Annotated in this window: 18 protein-coding genes and 5 pseudogenes; 9 read left to right on the top strand and 14 right to left on the bottom strand. The window is 69.5% G+C overall.

The genetic code is table 11. The features are described 5' to 3' along the window. Window positions 1-43 precede the first annotated feature (43 nt). The 4 pseudogenes from SMIR_RS13050 to SMIR_RS13035 all read right to left on the bottom strand — a co-directional run. Window positions 44-257: pseudogene (locus SMIR_RS13050) on the bottom strand (response regulator); the annotation flags it as partial. Next, window positions 200-784, bottom strand: a pseudogene (locus SMIR_RS13045) (VanZ family protein); the annotation flags it as partial. The pseudogenes SMIR_RS13045 and SMIR_RS13050, both read right to left, overlap by 58 nt. Before the next feature lie 149 nt (window positions 785-933). Beyond that, window positions 934-1,129, bottom strand: a pseudogene (locus SMIR_RS13040) (IS5/IS1182 family transposase); the annotation flags it as partial. A gap of 47 nt (window positions 1,130-1,176) precedes the next feature. Continuing rightward, window positions 1,177-1,671 (bottom strand): annotated as a pseudogene (locus SMIR_RS13035) (DUF4291 family protein); the annotation flags it as partial. Between the two features lie 22 nt (window positions 1,672-1,693). Here SMIR_RS13035 and SMIR_RS13030 point away from each other — a divergent pair. Then, complete coding sequence (locus tag SMIR_RS13030) at window positions 1,694-1,963, top strand: hypothetical protein (protein WP_168495010.1); 270 nt, start codon at window positions 1,694-1,696, stop codon at window positions 1,961-1,963. Window positions 1,964-2,262: 299 nt separating this feature from the next. Here the strand turns inward: SMIR_RS13030 and SMIR_RS13025 are convergent, their stop codons facing one another. Next, window positions 2,263-3,354, bottom strand: a complete 1,092-nt coding sequence (locus tag SMIR_RS13025; RefSeq protein WP_168495011.1) for a PP2C family protein-serine/threonine phosphatase — start codon at window positions 3,352-3,354, stop codon at window positions 2,263-2,265. Window positions 3,355-3,606: 252 nt separating this feature from the next. After that, the gene (locus tag SMIR_RS13020) at window positions 3,607-3,891 is read right to left on the bottom strand and encodes a hypothetical protein (protein ID WP_101400339.1); all 285 of its coding nucleotides are present in this window, start codon (window positions 3,889-3,891) and stop codon (window positions 3,607-3,609) included. 574 nt (window positions 3,892-4,465) lie between these two features. Between SMIR_RS13020 and SMIR_RS13015 the strand changes: the two genes are divergently transcribed. Then, entirely contained in the window at window positions 4,466-5,776 is a 1,311-nt protein-coding gene (locus SMIR_RS13015; protein ID WP_211118791.1) for a vanadium-dependent haloperoxidase, read from the top strand. Window positions 5,777-5,865: 89 nt separating this feature from the next. On the opposite strand, the gene SMIR_RS13010 is transcribed toward SMIR_RS13015, so the two are convergent. Together SMIR_RS13010 and SMIR_RS13005 are read right to left on the bottom strand one after the other, a co-directional pair. Continuing rightward, window positions 5,866-8,313 (bottom strand): SpoIIE family protein phosphatase, encoded by a 2,448-nt coding sequence (locus SMIR_RS13010; RefSeq protein WP_168495013.1) that lies wholly within the window; start codon window positions 8,311-8,313, stop codon window positions 5,866-5,868. 122 nt (window positions 8,314-8,435) lie between these two features. Continuing rightward, window positions 8,436-8,540 (bottom strand): annotated as a pseudogene (locus SMIR_RS13005) (peptide-methionine (S)-S-oxide reductase MsrA); the annotation flags it as partial. A gap of 242 nt (window positions 8,541-8,782) precedes the next feature. Here SMIR_RS13005 and SMIR_RS13000 point away from each other — a divergent pair. Further along, window positions 8,783-9,427 (top strand): CBS domain-containing protein, encoded by a 645-nt coding sequence (locus SMIR_RS13000; protein ID WP_168495015.1) that lies wholly within the window; start codon window positions 8,783-8,785, stop codon window positions 9,425-9,427. Window positions 9,428-10,016: 589 nt separating this feature from the next. Here SMIR_RS13000 and msrA read toward each other — a convergent pair. After that, window positions 10,017-10,691 (bottom strand): peptide-methionine (S)-S-oxide reductase MsrA, encoded by a 675-nt coding sequence (gene msrA, locus SMIR_RS12995; protein ID WP_168495017.1) that lies wholly within the window; start codon window positions 10,689-10,691, stop codon window positions 10,017-10,019. A 93-nt stretch (window positions 10,692-10,784) separates the two neighbouring features. Further along, entirely contained in the window at window positions 10,785-11,903 is a 1,119-nt protein-coding gene (locus SMIR_RS12990; RefSeq protein ID WP_168495019.1) for a hypothetical protein, read from the bottom strand. 154 nt (window positions 11,904-12,057) lie between these two features. On the opposite strand from SMIR_RS12990, the gene SMIR_RS12985 reads away from it, so the two are divergent. Next, window positions 12,058-13,212: a cystathionine gamma-synthase gene (locus SMIR_RS12985; RefSeq protein ID WP_168495021.1), complete on the top strand. Its 1,155-nt coding sequence runs from the start codon at window positions 12,058-12,060 to the stop codon at window positions 13,210-13,212. 22 nt (window positions 13,213-13,234) lie between these two features. On the opposite strand, the gene SMIR_RS12980 is transcribed toward SMIR_RS12985, so the two are convergent. From SMIR_RS12980 to SMIR_RS12970, 3 genes are all read right to left on the bottom strand, one after another. After that, window positions 13,235-13,483, bottom strand: coding sequence for a hypothetical protein (locus SMIR_RS12980; protein ID WP_168495023.1), 249 nt, complete (start codon window positions 13,481-13,483; stop codon window positions 13,235-13,237). Window positions 13,484-13,541: 58 nt separating this feature from the next. Continuing rightward, window positions 13,542-14,072, bottom strand: a complete 531-nt coding sequence (locus SMIR_RS12975) for a sigma factor-like helix-turn-helix DNA-binding protein (protein WP_212727034.1) — start codon at window positions 14,070-14,072, stop codon at window positions 13,542-13,544. A 168-nt stretch (window positions 14,073-14,240) separates the two neighbouring features. After that, the gene (locus SMIR_RS12970) at window positions 14,241-14,744 is read right to left on the bottom strand and encodes a MarR family winged helix-turn-helix transcriptional regulator (RefSeq protein ID WP_101400352.1); all 504 of its coding nucleotides are present in this window, start codon (window positions 14,742-14,744) and stop codon (window positions 14,241-14,243) included. A gap of 165 nt (window positions 14,745-14,909) precedes the next feature. On the opposite strand from SMIR_RS12970, the gene ilvA reads away from it, so the two are divergent. From ilvA to SMIR_RS12955, 3 genes are all read left to right on the top strand, one after another. Beyond that, the gene (ilvA, locus tag SMIR_RS12965) at window positions 14,910-16,139 is read left to right on the top strand and encodes a threonine ammonia-lyase (RefSeq protein WP_212727033.1); all 1,230 of its coding nucleotides are present in this window, start codon (window positions 14,910-14,912) and stop codon (window positions 16,137-16,139) included. A 209-nt stretch (window positions 16,140-16,348) separates the two neighbouring features. Then, on the top strand, window positions 16,349-17,416 hold the full coding sequence (locus tag SMIR_RS12960; protein ID WP_249938419.1) for an efflux ABC transporter ATPase subunit, DrrA-related: 1,068 nt from the start codon (window positions 16,349-16,351) through the stop codon (window positions 17,414-17,416). Next, complete coding sequence (locus tag SMIR_RS12955; protein ID WP_212727032.1) at window positions 17,413-18,267, top strand: ABC transporter permease; 855 nt, start codon at window positions 17,413-17,415, stop codon at window positions 18,265-18,267. The genes SMIR_RS12960 and SMIR_RS12955 overlap by 4 nt, the downstream gene beginning before the upstream one ends. Window positions 18,268-18,375: 108 nt before the next feature. Here the strand turns inward: SMIR_RS12955 and SMIR_RS12950 are convergent, their stop codons facing one another. Next, window positions 18,376-19,053 carry a GAP family protein gene (locus tag SMIR_RS12950; protein ID WP_168495029.1) on the bottom strand — a complete coding sequence of 226 codons (678 nt, stop codon included), beginning with the start codon at window positions 19,051-19,053 and terminating at the stop codon, window positions 18,376-18,378. 512 nt (window positions 19,054-19,565) lie between these two features. On the opposite strand from SMIR_RS12950, the gene SMIR_RS12945 reads away from it, so the two are divergent. Together SMIR_RS12945 and SMIR_RS12940 are read left to right on the top strand one after the other, a co-directional pair. Beyond that, on the top strand, window positions 19,566-20,219 hold the full coding sequence (locus tag SMIR_RS12945; protein ID WP_249938623.1) for a hypothetical protein: 654 nt from the start codon (window positions 19,566-19,568) through the stop codon (window positions 20,217-20,219). A 116-nt stretch (window positions 20,220-20,335) separates the two neighbouring features. After that, window positions 20,336-21,688, top strand: coding sequence for a Dyp-type peroxidase (locus SMIR_RS12940; RefSeq protein ID WP_168495033.1), 1,353 nt, complete (start codon window positions 20,336-20,338; stop codon window positions 21,686-21,688). Window positions 21,689-21,730 lie beyond the last annotated feature (42 nt).

Below are 21,730 nucleotides of genomic sequence, written 5' to 3'. Positions count from 1 at the left end.
CGATCAGGCCGAGAAGGCCAAGCTGCTTCGTTCCCTGCACATCCCGGGTAGTCGTCGGCGCCGAGCTCGAAACCGGAAGCCTTGTCGTCGATCCGGTCGGCAGCGGTGAGCATGAGGATCGGGATGCCGCTGCCGGAGGCGACGATGCGCCGGGCGACCTCGTCGCCGGAGGGGCCGGGGATGTCGCGGTCGAGGACCGCGAGATCACCCGGTCCAGCCACAGGACGTACTGTGCGGTTTCGACCAGGACCGAGCAGCCCGCCCCGAGCGCCAGGATCCGCGGCACGGACGCCAGCGCCGCGAACCGCATCGGGGCGAAGAACCCCTGCGACGCGAAGACCAGCAGATTGCCGACGATCCCGAGCGGCCCCATCGTGACCAGGTCCCGCAGCGGTACCAGGCTCACCCGACGTGGAGCGGTGCCCGGCCCGGCGCCCGGCATCATGGTCAGCCATAGGAACGGCACCGTCCCCAGGACCATGCCCACCTCGGCCAGCGACTTGCGCCACGCCCACTCCGATGTGACGCCGGTGGCACGCCGAACGCGCGCCAGAGCCCACACCACCAGCGCGGCCAACGGCAGCGCGACCAACGTCATGAGCACCACACCGTTGAACGTGTCGAAGCAGCCGTGCCACCGCCCGGCCATGCACATCGGAGCGGACATCATGAGCGGCCGCCGTACGACGAACACGGCGCTCGCCAGGCCGAGGATCGCCAGGCCGAGAAGCACGATCCCGCGCGTGCGACGGGGCGGTGCTGACAGGGATGCGGCGCGGTTCATGCCCCCATTGGAGACGGAAGAATGTTGCGGTGGCGTATGCGATTTTCCATACGCCCGCGATACACGGAACCCCCGGCATCAAGGAACTGGCACAAGCCGGCAGTGAGATGGCCCCGCCGCTGGTGATCGCGCCGGCCCAGCTACTGCAGGTGCTGGAGGAGCACACCGGTGCCCCGGTAGCCGCCTTCGGCGATGCTCGGAGCTCCGCGACAGACCCGGTCAACGCCGGATTCGGTGAACGCCCGGCAGTCGTTGCGGGTGCCGGGCAGCGGATGGCCGATGGCCGATGGCCACCACAAGGCGACTGTCGGCGGCGATGACGACCTGCGGATTTGTCGAGTACCGGGCCCGCAAGGGTCCGGCACGTCCTCGGTCAGCGGATACGGCCGCTCCTCGCGCAACAGCACGGCGGCCCGGTCGAGTTCACCGGCCCGGACCAGGGAGCGCACCTCCCTGGCGAGCGGCGTCACGCCCTCGATACCGACGATCCGCTCGTCGGCGTACCGGGCCGGGGCCCTCCTCGCCAGGCCGAGTTGGAGCAAGCGGTACGGCCGCGGCGCGAGCCGCAGATCCAGCTCGGGATCCCACTGCATACGCGCGGACGCCCTCCTCGACTCCCGCTGCCCTACGGCCTGGTTCTCGTGCAACCCGCGCGCATAGTGCGACAGGCACGCCTCGCGCAGCGCCCACTCAAAGCTTTCACGCTCGATCTCGACAGCCAGTACGGTCCCGCGGACCTCCCGGACGGCGGGCAGATCGTGGATGCCGTGTGGAGCGCACGGATGCCGCGCTGCGGTTCTTCCATGGCGTATCCGGGCAGCCAGTGATTTTGGACCGCCTTCCGCGAGGCGACGTGGCTTGAGAGTCCCGTTGAGGAACCGCTTCATTGGCACCGTGACCATGGCACCGATGGACGGCAACCAGACTGTCGCCGGACAGATCTCACTCGGCGACGTCATCGCTCAACTACGCCGGCGCGGGCCGGTCTTCCATTCCGAAGCCGATCTGCAGCACAGTTTCGCTCGGGTGCTTTGGGAGCTGGCGCCGGACGTGCTTTCCAGGCTTGAAGTACCGCAGAGGCTGGTGGGCAAGACCGAATGCCTGGACCTTCCGTGTGTCGGCCCCTCGGTCAGCGTTTCTGCCGCCGGTCGGACCAGAACGGTCTTGCCATCACGCTGACCAACGACGCGTCTCTGTGGACTGCGCCCGGTGCCGGCCGTGGGCAGACTCGGGATCGAGACTTCAGCTACGTCGCTGTGCCCGTCGCTCCGGCTCCAGACGCGGCTGACGACATGCCCGCGCAGGGGCAGTCAGCGAGGGACGCCGGCCGTCGCCCGAGCGTTCCGGACCGGCCGCACCCTTAGGCTCGTGATCACGCGCAGCCTGTGAGGTGGTGATCCGGTCTCGGGCCCCTCCCTGCCGTCGGCGAGGTGCCATCGCCATCGAAGGTCGGAGCGCCACTGGCGGACGCTCATCGGTCATGAGTTGTTGGGTGCATGGGTGATGGCCAGCAGGGCCATGTCATCAGTTCTTCGGCCACCGGTGTGTCGGCACTGGTCGGCAATCAGAGCGTCAAGAAGAGCATCCGGGCCGGCACGGAGATGTTCCGTGCACGTGCCGATGGGGTCGAAGAAGGTACCCGTCTCGTCCCGTGCTTCCGTGAGTCCATCGGTGTAGAGCAGCAGACTGGCCCCTTCGGGGAACGGCACCGTGTCGACGCACTCAGGGTCGGCGTCGAGGGTCCCCAAGCCCAGGGGCAGACTTCGCCTACCGGGCTCGACATACTGCACCGTGTCTCCCAGGATCCGCAGGGGCGCCGGGTGGCCGCGGTTGATCAACCGAACTTCGTTGCCCCGCCGGGGGAACTCGACCAATACGCCTGTGACGAACCCTTCGAGCTCGGTCAGGTTCCCTGACTGCTGGGTCTCGAGGACGACGGCCTGCTCCAGCCGTTCCGAGAGACCGGTCAGGGTGGGCTCGTGCAGGGCTGCCTCTCGAAAAGTCCCGATGCCGACCGCGACCGCCCTGACTGCCCCCATCCCCTTGCCGCGCACATCGCCGATCACGCAGCGCACGCCGAACGGAGTGTCGACCACTACGTAGAGGTCCCCGCCGATCTGAGCATCCGCCCGAGCAGCCTCGTAACGTGCAGCAAAGCGCAGCGGACCGATTCTGTCCGGAGGGTGTGGCAGGACAGCACGCTGAACAGCCGCCGCAATGTCACGTACGGACTCCAGCTGCGTTTTCCGGTGGTACAAGAGGCGATTGAGGAAACTCGCGATCACGGTCACTGTCGCAACCGTGATCAGCTCGCTGATCGCGATCGCACTCCGGCGATAGCCGAAATACCGGAACATCATCCAGTCGATGACGAGCGCAAGCACCCCAGTGAGGACGGTGCCCCGCAGAGACAGCAGAGGAGCGGCCGACAAGATCGCAGCCGCATAGAGGGCCGCAGCGCTGACGGTGCGGGGCGTGTTGAGGTCGATCAATACGGCAAGCAGAAGCAGGACGGCCGGCAGGAGACGGCTCCACTTCCCCGCCCACTTCCACGCTCCCAGCCTTGCCACGCGTAGCTCCTGATGTTGCTGGGCTCCTGGGCTCCTGGGCTGCTCAGGCTAGCCGTCCCCTGCCCGCCCCGCTCCTCCGCGCCACCCGGCACGCTTACGCCGTGTTCCCACCCACGCCGGGCTACCACCCGAGCGGAGTACGTCATGGTGACTCATGCCGAAACGTCACCAAGCCCCTCGAGCAACGACGGCTTGATCCACGTCAACCGGGACAGCCTTGGAGGCCATCTCATGTGGCTGGTCCGAACGCCGTCATCCGGCAGCCACCACCTCCCCGGCCATGACCTGGGGAGGGTTGGGGAGCAGTGAAGCAAGGTTGTCCCGCACGAAGTCCGCAGCCCTCGAGATCGATTCGTCGGCACCGGCCTGGTCCTGGAAGACGCTGGTCGAGACCATCACTCCGTCCCCGGTATCGATCCAGTAGTAGGCCACGAAGCCGGAGACCTGGCGCATGAGCGGCACGAACCCCTCGTTCACGAGACGTGCGGCCTCGGCCGAATCGGTCACCCCTTCGTACCGCCGGACTGCTGCGTACATCGCCAATCTCCTCACGGAGTTCTGGGTTCGTCCTCTGCTGAGACGTCGTACCCCTGCGACGGCTGTCCGGCCCACGAGGCGTCCGAGAATCACCTGAAGGGCCGCCTTGTGTGATCCGAACGGCGGCCGCCGGCCCGGACGCACGGCTCTGCGCACGTCTGCCACGAGACGGCATCGACGTGGAGCAGAGCAGCCTCGGCCGATGGCGTGTCAGTTCGTGAACCTGGCGCTGTCGAGTCCTCAACTCAGTCGGGTTTCACGACCGCGTGGTCCAGCTGCCCGACCAAGCACGACCGCTTGACCGGATGCCGCCCTGCGGCAGCGCGGTTCGCCGGGGCCGGGGCGGGTGCGGGGTCCGTCCGGCGGTGATCTCCTCGTAGCGGACGGTGAGGCGTTCGAGGGCGCTCCAGACCTGCCCGGTTCGCGGCGAGTTGTCTTGCTCACGCAGTGGGCCGTTGCTAAGCCTTGGGCACTCAACTCTACGGAGGACGTTGTGTATCAAGAGCCCCCTCTTCCCGTTCCTCCGCGTTCACATGCCCGGGGATTCATCTGCGCCGTCGCGGCCATCGCCCTCGTGACGCTCACCGCCGCGACAAGTCCCCCCGACGCGGACACCCGGACCGCGGCGGTCCCGGCATCCGTGGTCCGCGAGTGGAACGCCATCGCCACCGACACGATCAAGACCAGCCTCGGCCCGCGCCCCTCCGGGCAGGCAGCGATCTGGGAGGGGTTCGTCTCCGTCGCCGTGTACAACGCCGTGGTGGGGATCGAAGGCGGCTACGCCCTGTACAAATGGCGCGAGCGCGGTCCGGCCAAGGCATCCTCCGCGGCGGCCGCCGCCACTGCGGCCCACGACGTGCTGCTCACCTACTTCCCTGCCTTCAAGGAGCGGCTCGACACCGCCTACGCGAACTCGCTCTCCGCTCTACCGGCCGGTCAGGCCAGAGACCGGGGCGTTGGCTACGGAAAGCGCGCCGCCGCCCGCATCATCGAACTCCGCGAAGGGGACGGAAGGTTCGCGGACGTTCCTTTCTCCGCTTCCCCGGCACCGGGGGTCTGGCGGCCCACCCCGCCCGCGTTCCAGCCCTTCATCGACACCTGGCTCGCCAGGCTCCGCCCTCTCCTGCTCGCCTCCCCGCAGCAGTTCCGCCCCGGCGGACCACCCGCCATCTCCTCGGCCGCTTACGCCGAAGATGTCCAGGAGTTGAAGGCCATGGGCGCGAAGACCGGCTCGGGCAGGAGCGCGCAGCAGACCGAGACCGCCCTCTTCTTCAGCGGCAACCTGGTCGAACAGGTCCAGACAGCCGTACGAGACCACGCCACCCGGCACCGGCTCGGCATCGCCGAGACGGCCCGGCTGTTCGCCGCGGTGAACGCGTCGGCGACCGATGCCGTCGTCACGGCATGGGACGCCAAGCTCCACTACGGCTCCTGGCGGCCGATCACCGCCATCCGCCTCGCCGACACCGACGGCAACCCCGCGACGACGGCAGACCCGGCCTGGGAGCCGCTGCTCCTCACCCCGCCACACCCGGACTACATCGCCGGCCATACGACCGTTGCCGCTGCCGTGGCACGCGCCCTGACCGGCGTCCTCGGCACCTCGCGCATCGACCTCTACGTCCCCTCCGAGGTCACCGGCACCACGCGCTTCTACGGGTCCGCCGACGACCTCAACCGGGACGTCGTCGACGCCCGTGTGTGGGGCGGCGTCCACTCCCGCACGGCGGACGTGGTCGGCTGCCGGGCCGGCACCCACATGGCCGCCTGGGCGCTGGACCACTACTTTCAGCCGGTCGCCAAGGACGGCACCCAGCCGTCCCCGCCGACACGAACGGCTCGGCAGGACAGGCTCGCCGAGCCGAAGTGCGGCGAGACCGACTGAACCACAGAGCCGAAGAGGATCTGGCGTCGCGCCGGGCTTCCGATCCGCCGCGACAGCGTCCGGTGGAACAGACACGCCCTCGTCGCGGGTCACACGTGCGGCAGGGGCTGCGGCAGGGGCTGCTCCGTCCAAACGGTCTTGCCGTCGTGGGCATAGCGGGTGCCCCACCGCTCCGTGAGCTGCGCGACCAGGAAGAGCCCGCGGCCGCCCTCGTCCGTGCTGAGGGCCCGTCGGAGGTGAGGGGAAGTGTGGCTGGTGTCGGACACCTCACAGATCAGGCAGTGCGTACGGATGAGGCGCAGGGTGACGGGGCCGGCCGCGTACCGGTAGGCGTTGGTGACGAGCTCGCTGGCGACCAGCTCCGTGGTGAAGGCCAGTTCCGGCAGCCCCCATTCGGTCAGTTTCTCCGTGGTCAGCTGCCGGGCACGGGCAGGGGCGGTTGCTTCCAGGGGCAGCTGCCAGGTGGCGACATCCTGTGGCGGTAGCACCCGGGTACGGGCGATGAGCAGCGCGACGTCGTCGGTGGGGAGGTGCTCCTTCGGCAGCAGCGCTTCGACCACGGCATGGCAGGTGCTGTCCAGAGGATTCGCGACGTGGGTGAGGCATTCGTCCAGGTGCTCCAGCGCGGCGTCGATGTCGCCGTTGCGCGCCTCCAGAAGACCGTTGGTGTAGAGCGTGAGCAGGCTGCCCTCGGGGAGGTCGAGGTCGTACGTTTCGAATGGCAGCCCGCCCAGACCCAGCGGTGGACCCGCGGGCAGGTCGAGCACGGTCACCTCGCCGTCCGGGGTGGACACCATCGGTGCCGGGTGACCGGCGCGTGCCAGGGAGCAGTGCCGGGAGACCGGATCGTAGACCGCGTACACGCAGGTGGCCCCGAGCATCTGCTCCACGGTGGACCCGCTGCCGTCGGCGTTCGCCTCCAGCTCGGCGGCCAGCAGGCTGACCAGATCGTCCAGCCGTGCCACCACCTCGTCCGGTTCCAGGTCGAGGCTGGCCAGGGTGCGCACGGCGGCGCGCAGGCGGCCCATGGAGGCCGCGGCGTGGAGCCCGTGGCCGACCACGTCTCCCACGACGAGTGCGACCCGGGCCCCTGACAACGGGATCACGTCGAACCAGTCACCGCCGATGCCCGGTTCACCGCTCGCCGGGAGGTATCGGCAGGCCACCTCGACCGCCGGCAGGTCGGACACCGCGCTCGGCAGCAGACTGCGCTGCAGAGTCAGAGCGGCGCTCTGCTGCTGGGTGAAGCGGCGCGCGTTGTCGATGCAGACGGCCGCACGCGAGGAGAACTCATGGGCCACCGCGGCATCGTCGTCCTCGAAAGGCTCCGAATGGCGTACTCGCCACAGGCTCACCACGCCCAGTACCAGGCCGCGAGCCACCAAGGGCACCACGATCAGCGAATGAACGCCGAGACCCATGGCGATCTCGATCCGCCGACGGTCCATGGCGTACCACTCGGGGCGGAGGGACAGCAGCCGGTCGAGAATCGGGCGGCGCTCGGCCAGGCAACGCGCCTGCGGAGAATCCGGAAGGAGCGGGACCACCTCGCCCTCCTGGTACGGGACCCGGCGTTCTGGAGGCGAGAGGGCTACCCGGAGCAGCGGACCTCTCGCACCGGGGGGTGGTTCGTCACCAAGTGTCACCGACTGCAGAAGGTCCACCGAGCAGTAGTCCGACAGGCCGTGTGCGGCCACCTCGGCCAGTTCCCGGGCCGTCTGGGCCACGTCCAGTGAGGTTCCGATCCGGGCGCTTGCCTCGTTCAGCAGGGCGAGCCTGCGTTGGGCCCGGTGGCGGTCGGTCACGTCCTCGATCGTCTCGGCCACGCCGAGCACCCGGCCCGAGGGGTCTTCCATCCGGAACGCCGAGACGGACACGATCCGGTCCCGGCCCGGATCATGGCGTGCCCGGGCCGACTGCTCCGTGAAGATCAACGGCTCGCCGGTCTCCAGGACGTGCCGTACCCGCTCCTCGGTCGGACCCGCGTCCTCGTCGACCATGAATTCGCGGGGGCGACGGCCCACCGGCGCCTCGGCCGGGACACCGCTCGCCTTCTCGACCGCACGGTTGACCCGGATCACTCTGCTGTCCGGGCCGTAAGTGACCAGACCGATCGGGGACCGGCGGTACAGGCCGTCCAGCAGCGCACGGTCCCGCTGCCAGGCACTGACCTCCGCGGCGGGGGCTCCGACCAGGACCCACTCCTGACTGTCCCCGCCCCGCGTGATCGCGCGGGCCCGGAAACCCATCTCCACCCGCCGTCCGTCGCGGTGCCGGACGGGCAGGATCCCGAACCAGCCGCCCGTCCTCATGGCGTCCACGACGACGGACCGCGCGACAGGCAGGTCACGGGCGTCGACCAGGAGGTCCTGCCACGCCCGTCCGATCACTTCCTTGGCCGGATAGCCCAGCAACTCCTGTGCACGTGCGCTCCAGCCGACCACGGTGCCTTGATCGTCGAGCGCAGCCGAGGCGCCACGCCCGAGCGCGAACGGATCCTCAGGACTCTCGCTGAAGTGCATCGACGGCGTCCCCATAGCCACCACCTTGCCTGTGTGACTCCGATGTTCCTCCCCACGGTCTCCGTTCGCGACCTCCCGTTCCTCCCGGCCCGGCGGTCCGGCAGGAGTGGTACGGCGATCAGGCGCTACGGCGAGACTCACCCCTCGGCGAGAGCCACGCCGACCGGGCACGAAACGCCCGTCCCGCCCATGCCGCAGTAGCCCGCCGGGTTCTTGTCGAGGTACTGCTGGTGGCGGCTCTCGCTCGACCAGCAGGGGTGTTTTGGCCCGCGCTGTCGGCTGCGCAGTGCTCGACGAAGCGAGATCGGCCGTGCGGTATTCGGCTCGCTGGACGCCGCCGTGGGACCGCCGGCCCTCCCCGCCGGGCCGAACGTCACTGGCCGCCGGAGCGGCGCGGTGCTGTCATGGGTAGGGGAGACGGCGTGGCCGAACGGCCGCGGAGGCCGGGGCGCCGTCCCGTCGCGAAGCGGAGGAGGCCGATGTCATGCTGCACCGCCGCACGGTCGGTGACGTGATGACCGAGGAGGTCATCACCCTCCGCCCCGACACACCGTTCCACGAGATCGTCGCCCTGCTGGACGCGAACGACATCGCCGCGGCCCCGGTCATCGACGACGAGGGCGCCCCCATCGGCGTCGTGTCCGCGTCGGACGTGCTGCGGCACGAGACCGGCATGCCCGAACCGCAAGGGCAGGACGGGAACGACGAGCGCGCCTGGGGCAAGGCCCGGGCCAGGACCGCGAGCGCGCTCATGAGCAGCCCCGTCGTCAGCGCCCGTGCCGACTGGACGATCCCCCGGGCCGCGCGGGAACTCCGCAGGCGGCACGTCAAGCAGCTGCCCGTGGTCGGCGACCACGGGCTCCTCGCCGGCATCGTCAGCCGCAGCGACCTGTTGGACACCTTCATCCGCTCCGACGTCGAGATCCGCGGCGAGGTCGTACGGGACGTCCTGGGGCGCATCCTCGGCCTGGAAGAGGGCACCGTCGTGGTCGAGGTCCGGGACGGGGCCGTTACCCTGCGGGGTCACGTTCCGGAACCGCGTCTCGTCCCGGTGGTCGTGGGCCTGTGCCAGGGCGTCGACGGTGTCGTCGCCGTGGATGCCCACCTCGCGTCCGCCCGGGCGGACTAGTCGTTGGTGACTTCGCGGGCCGGAGCGATGCGCGTCGAGCCGTACGCCCCTGTTTGATCGCTCGACGTCCTGGACTCACGGAACTGCCCAAGCAGGTACCCGTACGGGTTCCGTCGCAACTCAGGACCTGCTCGCCGACAGCGGGGTCTTTTCGGGCACCAAACACTCGCTTCCTCCACCGCGCCGACCCGGCAGCGTACTTCGACGTAGGCCACCGTGGCCGCGCCGGCCGCTGGGTAGCCGGTGATCCACGCGAGGCGCCGGCTGTGCGGGCAGGCTGATCTCCGGAGAGTACGCCTGGTAGACGGTGATCGTGGATTTTGCACAGGCCGCACGGATCCTGCGGTGCGGTTCTTCCACGGCGTACAGCGCGGGGCACGATCCGCGAAATCGAGTGCCTTGTCCGTCCCGGATTTCCGCGTAGATCACGGGAAGGGCATGCCGTCGCAGCAAGGTACGCCCAGGTCGGGTTGAAGCCGAGCGGACAGTAGCGCCCGACGGCACACCTCAGGGCCGTGTGACGTCGGGCGAGTGGCAACTGCTCGTCGCGCACCCTGCGCGGGTAGGTTCTGAAACCCGCCCGGCGACGTCAGCCTTCGGCCTTGGCAACGCCGATCGGGCAGGACACACCGGTTCCGCCCGACCCGCAGTACCCGTCCGGGTTTTTGCTGCCCGAAAGGTACTGCTGGTGATAGTCCTCGGCCGGGTAGAAGGTACGGCTTTCCGCGGGGAGGAGTTCGGTGGTGATGGTGCCGTAGCCGGAGGAGGTCAGGACCTTCTGGTAGGCGGCGCGGGAGGAGGCCGCGGTGGCTGCCTGGGCGGGGGTGTGGGTGTAGACGGCGGAGCGGTACTGGGTGCCGACGTCGTTGCCCTGGCGGAAGCCCTGGGTCGGGTTGTGGGACTCCCAGAAGACCTGGAGGAGGCGCTCGTAGGAGATGAGGCCGGGGTCGTGGACCACGCGGACGACCTCCGTGTGGCCGGTCAGGCCCGAGCAGACCTCCTCGTAGGTGGGGTGCTCGGTGAAGCCGCCCTGATAGCCGACCAGGGTCGTGTACACGCCCGTCGGGAGCTGCCAGAACTTGCGCTCGGCGCCCCAGAAACAGCCCATGCCGAAGTCGGCGATCTCCAGGCCCTCGGGGTAGGGGCCGAGGAGGGGGTTGCCGAGGACGGTGTGGCGGTCGGTGACCGTGAAGATCGGCTCCGGGCGGCCGCGCAGTGCCTGTTCGGCGGTCGGGAGCTGAGGGGTACGGCTGTGCAGGAACATGTGGTCTCCACGGGGTCACAGGGGCACGGGGCCGGGGCGCCGTGGTGTTTTCAACGTGTGAGCCCCGGTCGTGATTCCGGGGCTCGTACGTCCTCAGCGGGGCAGTGACGCCGGCGTTCCGCCGTTCGCCTCGTAGCCCGCCACCGCCAGGGCGCGGTAGAGCGCGTAGTCAGCCGCCGGGTCGGGTGTGAGGGTCCAGGGGAGGGCGCCCACGTGGCCGTCCACGTGCACCAGCTGGTTCATGGCCTCCGCCCAGCGCTCGCCGCGGACCAGGAAGAGCACCAGGAGGTGGCGCACGTGCGCCAGCATCGGGTCGTCGGGGCGGGCCGCGTGCACCGCGTAGAGCGCGCCGTGGACCGCCTTGGTGACGACCTCGCTCTGGTAGAAGCCGCGGACCAGGTTCACCTCGGGGAGGTGCTCGAAGACCGCGAAGAGCGGCATGGCGGCCAGCAGGGAACCCTGAGGGGCGCGGGCCGCCGCGGCCTCCGCGAAGGAGTACGCCACCTCGCGCGAGCCGTGCCACTTCTCGCACCAGTAGTGCAGGGCCGCCAGATGCGCGCCCATGTGGGCCGGCGCGCGGTCCAGGATCTTCAGCCAGAGCGCCTCGAACTCAGGCCGGGAGTAGGCGAGTCCGCGGGCCACCGACAGTTCGATGATGTACGGGATCGGGTCACCGGGGGAGAGCAGGGCCGCCTCGCCGCATGCCGTCCTCGCCTCCTCCATGATGATCCGGAACTCGTTCGTCCCCGGTGTCGACGTCCGCCACGCCTGCTGCACCAGGAACTCCGCGTGCACCGCCGCGCCGCCCGCGTCCTTGGGCTTCTCGGCCCGCCACACCCGCAGCCACTGCCCGCCCGGCGTCTCGCTGACCCCGCCCGGGCGCTGCTGCAGCTCCAGGGACGCGGCGCCGGCGAAGGCCTGCACCCGCTGCCAGCGCGTCTCGCCCGAGATCTCCGTGCCCGCCAGGAGCTGCGAGGCCGCTTGGTAGTCCTGTGTGCGCTGCACCAGGTCCAGGACGTCCAGGAGGTCCCCGTCCGGTCCGGGCATGCGGATGTCCAGCTCCTCCTGACGCAGGAATCCGTAGTTCTCCGGGTCCGCCGCGTCCGGGTCGCCGGGCGAGACCAGCTGAATGCCGGTGCGCCTGCGCCTGAGGACCGGCAACAGGACCAGGCTGAACATGGCCAGCGCCATCAGGACCCAGAGAATCTCCATGCCTCAAGCGAACCAGACGGGTCCGACAATTGGCCAACCCGGTCCGGTCCCGGCCGCCCGCGCAGACCACGAGGTGCCTCCGCGCAGACCACGAGGCGCCCCGCACAGGCCGTGAGCCGCCATCAGCCCCGCGGGCGCACTACGCTCGGGACCCATGAGCGACAGGCACATCAGTCAGCACTTCGAGACCCTCGCGATCCACGCGGGCAACACCGCCGATCCCCTCACCGGCGCGGTCGTCCCGCCGATCTACCAGGTCTCGACCTACAAGCAGGACGGCGTCGGAGGGCTGCGCGGCGGTTACGAGTACAGCCGCAGCGCCAACCCCACCAGGACCGCCCTGGAAGAGAACCTCGCCGCCCTGGAGGGCGGTCGTCGCGGCCTCGCGTTCGCGTCCGGACTGGCGGCCGAGGACTGCCTGTTGCGTACGCTGCTCAGCCCCGGCGACCACGTGGTCATCCCGAACGACGCGTACGGCGGTACGTTCCGCCTCTTCGCGAAGGTCGTCTCGCGGTGGGGCGTCGAGTGGTCCGTGGCCGACACCAGCGACCCGGCCGCCGTACGGGCCGCCCTCACGCCGAAGACCAAGGTCGTGTGGGTGGAGACCCCCTCCAACCCGCTTCTCGGCATCACCGACATCGCCGCGGTCGCGCAGATCGCGCGTGAGGCGGGCGCCCGGCTCGTCGTCGACAACACCTTCGCCACCCCCTACCTGCAGCAGCCGCTCGCGCTCGGCGCGGACGTCGTCGTGCACTCGCTGACCAAGTACATGGGCGGCCACTCGGACGTCGTCGGCGGCGCGCTGATCGTCGGCGACCAGGCGCTCGGCGAGGAGCTGGCGTACCACCAGAACGCGATGGGCGCGGTCGCCGGGCCCTTCGACTCCTGGCTGGTGCTGCGCGGCACCAAGACGCTCTCGGTGCGCATGGACCGGCACAGCGAGAACGCCACCAAGATCGCCGACATGCTCACCCGGCACGCGCGCGTGACCCGCGTTCTCTACCCGGGCCTCCCGGAGCACCCCGGTCACGAGATCGCCGCCAAGCAGATGAAGGCGTTCGGCGGCATGGTCTCCTTCCAGGTCGAGGGCGGCGAGGAAGCGGCCGTCGAGGTCTGCAACCGCGCCAAGGTCTTCACCCTCGGTGAGTCCCTGGGCGGCGTGGAGTCCCTGATCGAGCACCCCGGGCGCATGACGCACGCGTCCGCCGCCGGTTCGGCCCTGGAGGTCCCCGCCGACCTCGTCCGCCTCTCCGTAGGCATCGAGAACGTCGACGACCTGCTCCAGGACCTGCAGCAGGCCCTCGGCTAAACCCACCACCGGCCCCTCGGGGTCACCAGCCCGTCAGCGGTGGGGTCGTCTGCGAAGGCGGCTCCACCCAGGGACGGGCCATCGACGCCCACACCACGAAGGCGACGGTCGCGGCGAACAGCAGCAGCCACATCACCCGCCGGGCCAGCGTCCTGCGGCGCAGCATCCGGCTCCCGCGGCGCACGACGTCCGCGTACAGGTCGGGCGGCACGGGGGGCTGCTTCTGCTCCAGCAGCCGCCGTACGTTCGCCTCGCGCTCGGGCAGGTTCACGACCGCATCACCAGCCTCACGACCACACCACCGTGCTTCATGACCACACCACCGTGCTTCATGACGGCACCACCTTCGCCATGGTCGGTGCCGGTCCGCGCGGTGGGTGCAGCAGTGTCGTCATCGCCCGGGCACAGATCGCCCGGACCCGTTCCACGGGGAGCCCGAGCAGGGCCGCAGTCTGTTCCTCGGCGACCCCCTCGTACATCCTCAGGACCAGGATCAGCCGCTCCTGGGGCGTCAGGCGGGCCAGGACGGCCACGGAGCCCGGGCCGGAGCCGGATGGGGATGGGGATGGGGATGGGCGGGAGCGTCCCAGAGCCCCGTACTGGTGCCACGCCCCACGCGCGAAGCGGACGGCCAGCTGCTGGCGGGCCCGGTCGTACGGGTCCTCACCGCGCAGCCGGTCCCAGGAGGCGTACGTGTGGGCGAGTGCCAGCGTCAGCAGGCGCCGCGCGCGCGGATTGGCGTTCGGCGGCTCCGCCGTGAGCAGTGTGGCGGCATGCAGCAGCCGCCCTGCCGCGCCCGCGACGAACGCCTCGAACTCCCGGGCCCGGCGGGCGCTTTGGAACGCACGCCGTTCTCGCACCACGCCTCCCGCCCGAGGACGACCCTGACGGAACCAAGGGCCCGGCCGTGTACGACGGGCCGCACCGTGTGCGACAAGGACCCGGTCTCATATGAGGCCAGACGCGGCCCCGCGGTCAAGAGTCCGGCGGGCACACACGTGTGAAGGCTCAAGAAGGCGGCGGGAGGCTCAGGAAGCCGGCTGTTCCCCCGCCGTGCCCCCTGTCGTGGCCATCCGGGACGAGAGAGCGCTGTTGAAGCGAGTGAGGAGCGAGCAGAAGGCCTCGCGCTCCTCCGGCGCCCAGTCGTGGGTCAGCTCGGCCATCAACTGGCGCCTGGAGGAGCGCACTTCGTCGAGGCGGGACTGCCCGCGCGGCGACAGCTGGAGCACCACGGCGCGTCCGTCCTCGGGGTGCGAGGTCCGCTTGACGAGACCGGTGTCGACCAGCGGGGCCACCTGCCGGGTGACCGTCGAGGAGTCGATGCCCATGCTCGCGGCGAGCGCCTTGACGCCCATCGGACCTTCCTTGTCGAGGCGGTTGAGCAGCAGGTATGCGGCGCGGTCCATGGAGTTGCGGACCTGCCCCACCCCACCGAGCCGGGTCTGTTCGGCACGGCGCGCGAACAATGCGACCTCGTGCTGAAGCGTGTCGAGAAGACCGGTGTCACCGACGGTCGTCATGTCCATCGACATCTCTGGTGTTGTGGGCATGGCCGGGGGCTCAATTCATGCGTGGGGAGCTGGGTTGGGGGAAAGGGTACGCGGCTCGGACGCGGGTCGTACCGACGCTGAGTAAAACCGGTCTCGGCCCGTGGTCACACCAGGAGTCCTCGGGTGTGAACTGCGAGACTGGTGGTCATGAGCTACAGCACGGCCGACTCCTTGCCCAGGGTGACTCTGGACGACGTACGAGGCGCCCAGAAGATGCTCACGGGCGTGGCGCGGATGACCGCGATGGAGGGCAGCAGGTACCTGTCCCAGCTGGTGGGCGCCCCGGTGCACTTCAAGTGTGAGAACCTCCAGCGCACCGGCTCGTTCAAGCTGCGTGGCGCGTATGTGCGGATCGCGGGGCTGCTTCCGGAGGAGCGCGCCGCGGGTGTGGTCGCGGCCAGTGCGGGCAACCACGCGCAGGGCGTCGCCCTCGCCTCCTCGCTGCTCGGCGTGCGCTCCACGGTCTTCATGCCGACCGGCGCCCCGCTGCCGAAGGTCGCGGCCACCCGCGACTACGGCGCCGAGGTGAGGCTGCACGGTCAGGTGGTCGACGAGACGCTGGCCGCCGCCCAGGAGTACGCGGCCGAGACGGGCGCGGTGTTCATCCACCCCTTCGACCACCCCGACATCATCGCGGGTCAGGGCACGGTCGGCCTGGAGATCCTGGAGCAGTGCCCGGAGGTGCGCACGATCGTCGTCGGGATCGGCGGCGGGGGGCTGGCCGCGGGTATCGCGGTCGCGGTGAAGGCGCTGCGCCCCGATGTACGGATCATCGGCGTGCAGGCGGCGGGCGCGGCAGCGTATCCGCCCTCGCTGGCCGCCGGGCGCCCGGTGTCGGTCGACAACCCGGCGACGATGGCCGACGGCATCAAGGTCGGACGGCCCGGCGATGTGCCGTTCCGGATCGTCGAGGAGCTGGTGGACGAGGTCCGCACGGTGTCGGAGAGCCACCTGTCGAGCGCGTTGCTGCTCTGTCTGGAGCGGGCCAAGCTGGTCGTCGAACCGGCGGGCGCGAGCCCCGTCGCGGCGTTGCTGAGCGAGCCCGGGACCTTCGAGGGCCCGGTCGTCGCGCTGCTGTCGGGCGGCAATGTGGACCCGCTGCTGATGCAGCGCATCCTGCGCCACGGCATGGCAGCGAGCGGTCGCTACCTCGCGGTCACGCTTCGGCTGACGGACCGTCCCGGTGCTCTGGCCACACTTCTCGGGGTGTTGTCAGTGGCGGACGCTAACGTCCTCGATGTGAGTCACGTACGGACCGATCCCCGGCTCGGGCTCACGGAGGTGGAGGTCGAGCTGCACCTGGAGACGAAGGGTCCGGAGCACTGCGCCGAGGTCGGCCGCGCCCTGCGCGAGGCCGGCTACACGGTCATCGAATGATCGACTGACATTCATCGTTCGAGGTCAGGACCCCTGTCCTCGAGGCTTGGAAGAATCTGTTGAGTAACGCGATACATCGCGTTATGGTGTGTGTCGCGCCCGGTCCCCGCCCGGCCTCTCGCTGCGCTCGTCGCAGTCTGTGGGGCGGGACGAGACGGGCAAAGGTAAGAAGTTACCGTGAAAATTCCCCAACGACGTGGAGAACTCACATGCCAGGCGCCATCTATGCCGAAGGCCTGGTGAAGACCTTCGGTGACGTAAGGGCTCTGGACGGCGTCGATCTCGATGTCCCGGAAGGCACCGTCCTGGGCCTGCTGGGACCGAACGGCGCGGGCAAGACGACCGCCGTCCGCTGTCTGACGACCCTCCTGCGCCCCGACAACGGCAAGGCGGTCGTCGCGGGCGTCGACGTGCTCAAGCACCCCGACGCGGTGCGGCGCAGGGTCGGCCTCTCCGGACAGTTCGCGGCCGTCGACGAGTACCTGACCGGCCGCGAGAACCTCCGGATGGTCGGCCAGCTCTACCAGATGAGGGCGAAGGCCGCGAAGGTCCGCGCGGCCGAGCTCCTCGAGCAGTTCAACCTGACGGAGGCCGCCGACCGCCCCGCGAAGACGTACTCGGGCGGTATGCGCCGCCGGCTCGACCTGGCCGCCGCGCTGGTCGTCTCACCGCCGGTGATGTTCATGGACGAGCCGACGACCGGCCTCGACCCGCGCAACCGGCAGCAGCTGTGGGAGGTCATCAAGCAGCTGGTCTCCGGCGGTACGACCCTGCTGCTGACCACGCAGTATCTGGAAGAGGCCGACCACCTCGCGCACGACATCTGTGTGGTCGACCACGGCCGTGTGATCGCCCGTGGCACCGCAGACCAGCTCAAGGCACAGACAGGCGGCGAGCGCGTCGAGGTCGTCGTGCACGAGCGTGAGCACATAGCGACGGCCTCGGAGGTGCTTCGCGGCTTCGGCAAGGGCGAGGCGACCGTCGAGGAGCACACCCGCAAGCTCACCGTGCCCGTCACCGGCGGCGCGAAGCTCCTCGCGGAGGTCATCCGCGAGCTGGACTCCCGCGGCATCGAGATCGACGACATCGGGCTGCGCAGGCCCACGCTCGACGACGTCTTCCTCTCCCTGACCGGGCATGTCGCCGAGGTGAAGGACGAGGAGAGCGGGGCGGCGGGGGACGCGAGGGGCCGCAAGCCGAAGGACCCCGCGAAGAAGGACCCGGCGAAGGACGAAACCGCGCAGACGGAAACCGCGCAGACGGAGGCCACGAAGTGAGTGCCGTGACAGACGCCGTCCCCGCGACGGCCCCCCAGGGCGCCGTCATCCAGTCCGTGCGCGACTCCCTGGTCATCGCCCGGCGGAATGTGATCCGCATGACCCGGATTCCCGAGATGGTCATTTTTGGGCTGATCCAGCCCATTATGTTCGTGGTGCTGTTCAGCTATGTGTTCGGCGGTTCGATCAACGTCCCGGGTGCGGGCCTCAGCCCGTCCGGATACCGCGAGTTCCTGATGGCGGGCATCTTCGCGCAGACCGTCACCTTCGCCACCGCGGGCGCCGGAGCGGGCATCGCCGACGACATGCACAAGGGCCTCATCGACCGCTTCCGCTCGCTGCCCATGGCGCGCGGCGCGGTCCTGACCGGCCGGACCCTCGCCGACCTGGTGCAGACGGCCCTCACCCTGATGGTCCTCGCGGTCGTAGCCGTCCTGGTCGGCTGGCGCACGCACGAGAACTTCGGCAAGGTGCTGGCCGGATTCGGCCTGCTGCTCCTGCTCGGCTACGCGTTCTCGTGGATCGGCGCGCTGATCGGCCTGTCCGTACGCACCCCCGAGGCGGCCACCTCCGGCGGCCTGATCTGGCTGTTCCCGCTGACGTTCATCTCGAACGCGTTCGTGCCGTCGGAGAACATGCCGTCGTTCTTGCGGACCATCGCGAACTGGAACCCGTTCAGCGCCACCGTGCAGGCCTGCCGGCATCTCTTCGGCAACCTCCCGGCGGGCTATCCGGTGCCGGACGCCTGGCCCATGCAGCACCCGGTGTGGGCATCGTTGCTGTGGTCCGTGCTGATCGTCGTGGTGTTCCGAACGCTCGCGGTACGCAAGTACCGTCGCGCAGACGCTTGATCACGCTTCTTCACTGCGCCCCCTGCATGGCCGCCGACTAGGCGCAGCCTGACCGAGCAAAGATGGACCAGAGGCCCTGGCAGACGCCGGGGCCTCTCTCGTTGCCTGTCAGGAGGTGAGGATGGAGATGCCGTCTCCGAGCAGCTTCAGCCCGAGAACGAAGAACAGGACTCCCATCACGGCGACATTGTGCTGGGCTGCCCAGTCCTTCCAGTTGCCGAGCGTGGTTCTGGCTCGCTCTCCTCCGAGCAGGAAGACTCCCAGTGGGGCCAGCAGGCCGAGGGTGGCGATCAGGACGAAGATCGCCAGCGAGGCGATCTCTTGCCCGACCGGCAGTCCGGCTGAGCCGATGGAGGCGGCCGCGGCGATGGTCAGCGGGGCGTTCTTGGCGTTGAGCGCGGCCAAGGCCAGGCCGAGTCCGAAGATCTTGACCGGCGTGAGGCGGTCGATCGCGCCCATCCACTTCGGCAGCTGGGCTTGTGAGGCATCCTTCGGCCGCCGGTGCCACAGCCGGGCGCCGAAGAGGACGAGGAGCACGCCCAGCGCGAGCTTGAGGGCTCCCACCCAGGTGGCCGGGTGATTGTGGGCGGAGGCATTTGCGGGGGAAGCGATTGCCAGCATCACCGCGCCCAGTGCCGAGAGCCCCAGGATCCAGCCGACGGTGAAGAGGGGGCCGTTGAGACGCCCCCGAGGCGTGGCGAGTATGAGGATGATGGCGATGATCGGGAGCGGACTGATCGCGACGCCGGCCGCAAGACCCAGCACGTCACCGAGAACTTTGCCCATGATTACCTCCTGGTGGATGGGGCAGGGCGGCGATCGAGTTGAGCAAGGCTTGGTGCGAGTGGGTGACCCGGCTACCTGTGCGGCCGGCTGTGGGACTGTCGTGGACCTGCGCCGGAACTGCTGGGGGTCCTGGGCCGGGGGCGCAGCCGTCCCGGAAGTGGTCCCTGTGAACGCCGAACTCCTCGGCACGGCCCTGGGAAAGCGGCTGCCCGGGAACGTGACGACGACCGACTCGGCAAGTTCCCGTTCCATCTTCCTGCGCCTTTCAGGATCTGTCCTCGGGAGCTCCTCAGGACTCGGGAGCTCCTCAGGACTCGGGCACCCTGGCCTTGGTCGGCCGACCGCCCGCATTGCCGCCTTCTCGGAACTGGACGGCAAGTCGGTACCCGAGGCGGCTTGCCTTACCCCCGGAGGGAGACGCCGATCACGTGTCGCCCTGGCGCTGGACGACGGACACCCATGGTCGAGGGTGCGAGGCGGTGCGCGTGGAGTAAGGATTGGACGTGAGGGCGATGGCGCCTCATATCCGAGCGCCTGGCGACCCTCAGACCTATCCGTGGCAGGAGAATCTCACGATGACCGCGACGACAGGTGCCACCCCATCGGCTCACCCCGAGCGCCCGGGCAGGTCGGACGGGGTCTGTGGCGAGTTCACTGTCATTACCAAGATCAAGCCGGGCCATGCTGATGCGTTGCGTGAGGATCTCGCCATGCTCGCCAGCGGGTCGGCTGATGCGAAATCCCGTGCGGCGCTGCACCAGATCGGCACCCTGCACGACGCACGGCACGTGATCTTCGACAACGACACCCGGTTCATGTTCGCCAGTGTCTTCGACGGCACCTGGGACACCTACATCGACGACTTCGCCCAGACGGTGATCGGGGCGAACTTCGACAAGGTCTTCTCGCACAGCGAAGGGTTCCCCGGCGTCGCTGACCCAGGGGTGAAGGACTGGTTCGTCGCCCACCAGGCCCCTGCGGGCGTCTTCGTCAGCTCGTACCCCGATCTGACCGTTCAGCAGATCTGGAAGGACCAGCGCGTGGAGGAGGCGTTCGAGGCGGTGCTGGACACCGCTGAGTTCCGGGCGGCGCTGGACAACCCGGCGAACGCCGAGTTGCTGGCCACGCCGGCCTTCCAGAAGCTGCTGGAGGAAGCCTCCGCATAGAACCCGAACACAACCAACCCTCGGAGCCGACCCCACATCTGTGGACCGCGTCAGCGGGCGCGGGTCGGCACTGCGGGGCTGCCCGGGCAGACGCCGATGTGGAGGCACAAGCAAGCATGAATGCAACGGCAAGCAGCAGTGCGGCCGGCGTGGGCGTGGAGATCGACGACGTCCAGAGCGGGGCACTGCGTCCACGGCCCGTGCCGTACGAGGGAAAGTTCGTCTTCCTGCGCGTCGACGACCGCCATGCCGGGCGAGCCCTGCTGCGGCGGCTGCTCCCGGTCACCGCGGGTGGTCTGCCCGGCGTGGACCGGAGCCAGGATGCCTGGGTGGCCCTGGCGTTCACCTACCAGGGACTGGAGGCCCTGGGCGTGCCTCAGGAGTCGCTGGACAGCTTTCCGCGGGCGTTTCGTGAGGGCATGGCCGCTCGGGCGGAGTTGATCGGTGACGTGGGCGAGAGCGCCCCGGCCCACTGGGAGGCACCGTTCGGAACGGGCGACATCCATATCGCGTTGAGCGCACTCTCCTCAGATACGGCGCAGCTGGACAAGGAGCTGGAGCGGGCCCGCGTCGCCTACGAGGACACGCCCGGTGTCCAGGTGATCTGGCAGCAGGAGGTCCACCAGCTCCCGACCGGGCGCACCACCTTCGGCTTCCGTGACGGCATCAGCCATCCGAACATCGAGGGCGTCGGACTGCCCGGCTCGAACCCGCAGGAAGCCCCCATCAAGGCGGGCGAGTTCATCCTCGGCTACCCCGACGAGACCGGCAACCTGCCGCCCATGCCCAGCCCCGATGTGCTGGGGCGCAACGGGACCTACGCGGCTGTGCGCAAGGTCCACACCAACGTGGCGGCCTGGCGCCGGTACCTGCGCGCGAACAGCTCCGGTGCCGAGGAGGAGGCACTCCTGGCGGCGAAGATGGTCGGACGCTGGCCCAGCGGGGCGCCGCTGACGCTGGCGCCGGAGCACGATGATCCGGAGCTGGCGGCCGATCCGCACCGCATCAACAATTTCCTGTACCGGGAGAACGACGATCGCGGCTACCGGTGCCCCGCCGGTGCGCACATCCGGCGCACCAACCCCCGCGATTCCACCATCATCGGCGACGCACGGATGCACCGCCTCATCCGCCGCGGCACCACCTACGGCCCGCCGCTACCAGAGGGCGTGCTGGAGGACGACGGCGCCGACCGGGGTCTGGTCGGAGTCTTCCTCGGAGCACACCTTGAACGGCAGTTTGAGTTCATCAAGGCCGAGTGGGTCAACGACGGCAACTTCATCGGCTACCCCGGCGAGAAGGACCCGGTGGCCGGGCATCACGGCGGAACCGGCAGCGTCACCATCCCGGAGAAGCCGGTCCGGCGCCGCCTGCAGAACCTGCCCAGCTTCGTGGTGACCCGGGGCGGTGAGTACTGCTTCGTGCCGGGTCTGCGCGCCCTGCGCTGGCTCGCCGAACTGGAGGACTGAGGGCAGTTCCTCCCCCCTGAGGCCCCACCACGGTCTTCGAGA

Source organism: Streptomyces mirabilis, assembly GCF_018310535.1.
Taxonomy (GTDB): domain Bacteria; phylum Actinomycetota; class Actinomycetes; order Streptomycetales; family Streptomycetaceae; genus Streptomyces.
The sequence above is the reverse complement of the archived record's forward strand: the minus strand, read 5'-3'. Positions and strand labels throughout refer to the sequence as shown.

Excerpts from the sequence above, each read along its gene's own strand:
- SMIR_RS13030 (WP_168495010.1), top strand. The coding sequence starts at position 1,694 with ATGGACGGCAACCAGACTGTCGCCGGACAGATCTCACTCGGCGACGTC.
- SMIR_RS13020 (WP_101400339.1), bottom strand. The coding sequence starts at position 3,891 with ATGTACGCAGCAGTCCGGCGGTACGAAGGGGTGACCGATTCGGCCGAG.
- SMIR_RS13010 (WP_168495013.1), bottom strand. The coding sequence starts at position 8,313 with ATGGGGACGCCGTCGATGCACTTCAGCGAGAGTCCTGAGGATCCGTTC.
- SMIR_RS13000 (WP_168495015.1), top strand. The coding sequence starts at position 8,783 with ATGCTGCACCGCCGCACGGTCGGTGACGTGATGACCGAGGAGGTCATC.
- msrA (WP_168495017.1), bottom strand. The coding sequence starts at position 10,691 with ATGTTCCTGCACAGCCGTACCCCTCAGCTCCCGACCGCCGAACAGGCA.
- SMIR_RS12990 (WP_168495019.1), bottom strand. The coding sequence starts at position 11,903 with ATGGAGATTCTCTGGGTCCTGATGGCGCTGGCCATGTTCAGCCTGGTC.
- SMIR_RS12985 (WP_168495021.1), top strand. The coding sequence starts at position 12,058 with ATGAGCGACAGGCACATCAGTCAGCACTTCGAGACCCTCGCGATCCAC.
- SMIR_RS12970 (WP_101400352.1), bottom strand. The coding sequence starts at position 14,744 with ATGTCGATGGACATGACGACCGTCGGTGACACCGGTCTTCTCGACACG.
- ilvA (WP_212727033.1), top strand. The coding sequence starts at position 14,910 with ATGAGCTACAGCACGGCCGACTCCTTGCCCAGGGTGACTCTGGACGAC.
- SMIR_RS12960 (WP_249938419.1), top strand. The coding sequence starts at position 16,349 with ATGCCAGGCGCCATCTATGCCGAAGGCCTGGTGAAGACCTTCGGTGAC.
- SMIR_RS12950 (WP_168495029.1), bottom strand. The coding sequence starts at position 19,053 with ATGGGCAAAGTTCTCGGTGACGTGCTGGGTCTTGCGGCCGGCGTCGCG.
- SMIR_RS12945 (WP_249938623.1), top strand. The coding sequence starts at position 19,566 with ATGGCGCCTCATATCCGAGCGCCTGGCGACCCTCAGACCTATCCGTGG.
- SMIR_RS12940 (WP_168495033.1), top strand. The coding sequence starts at position 20,336 with ATGAATGCAACGGCAAGCAGCAGTGCGGCCGGCGTGGGCGTGGAGATC.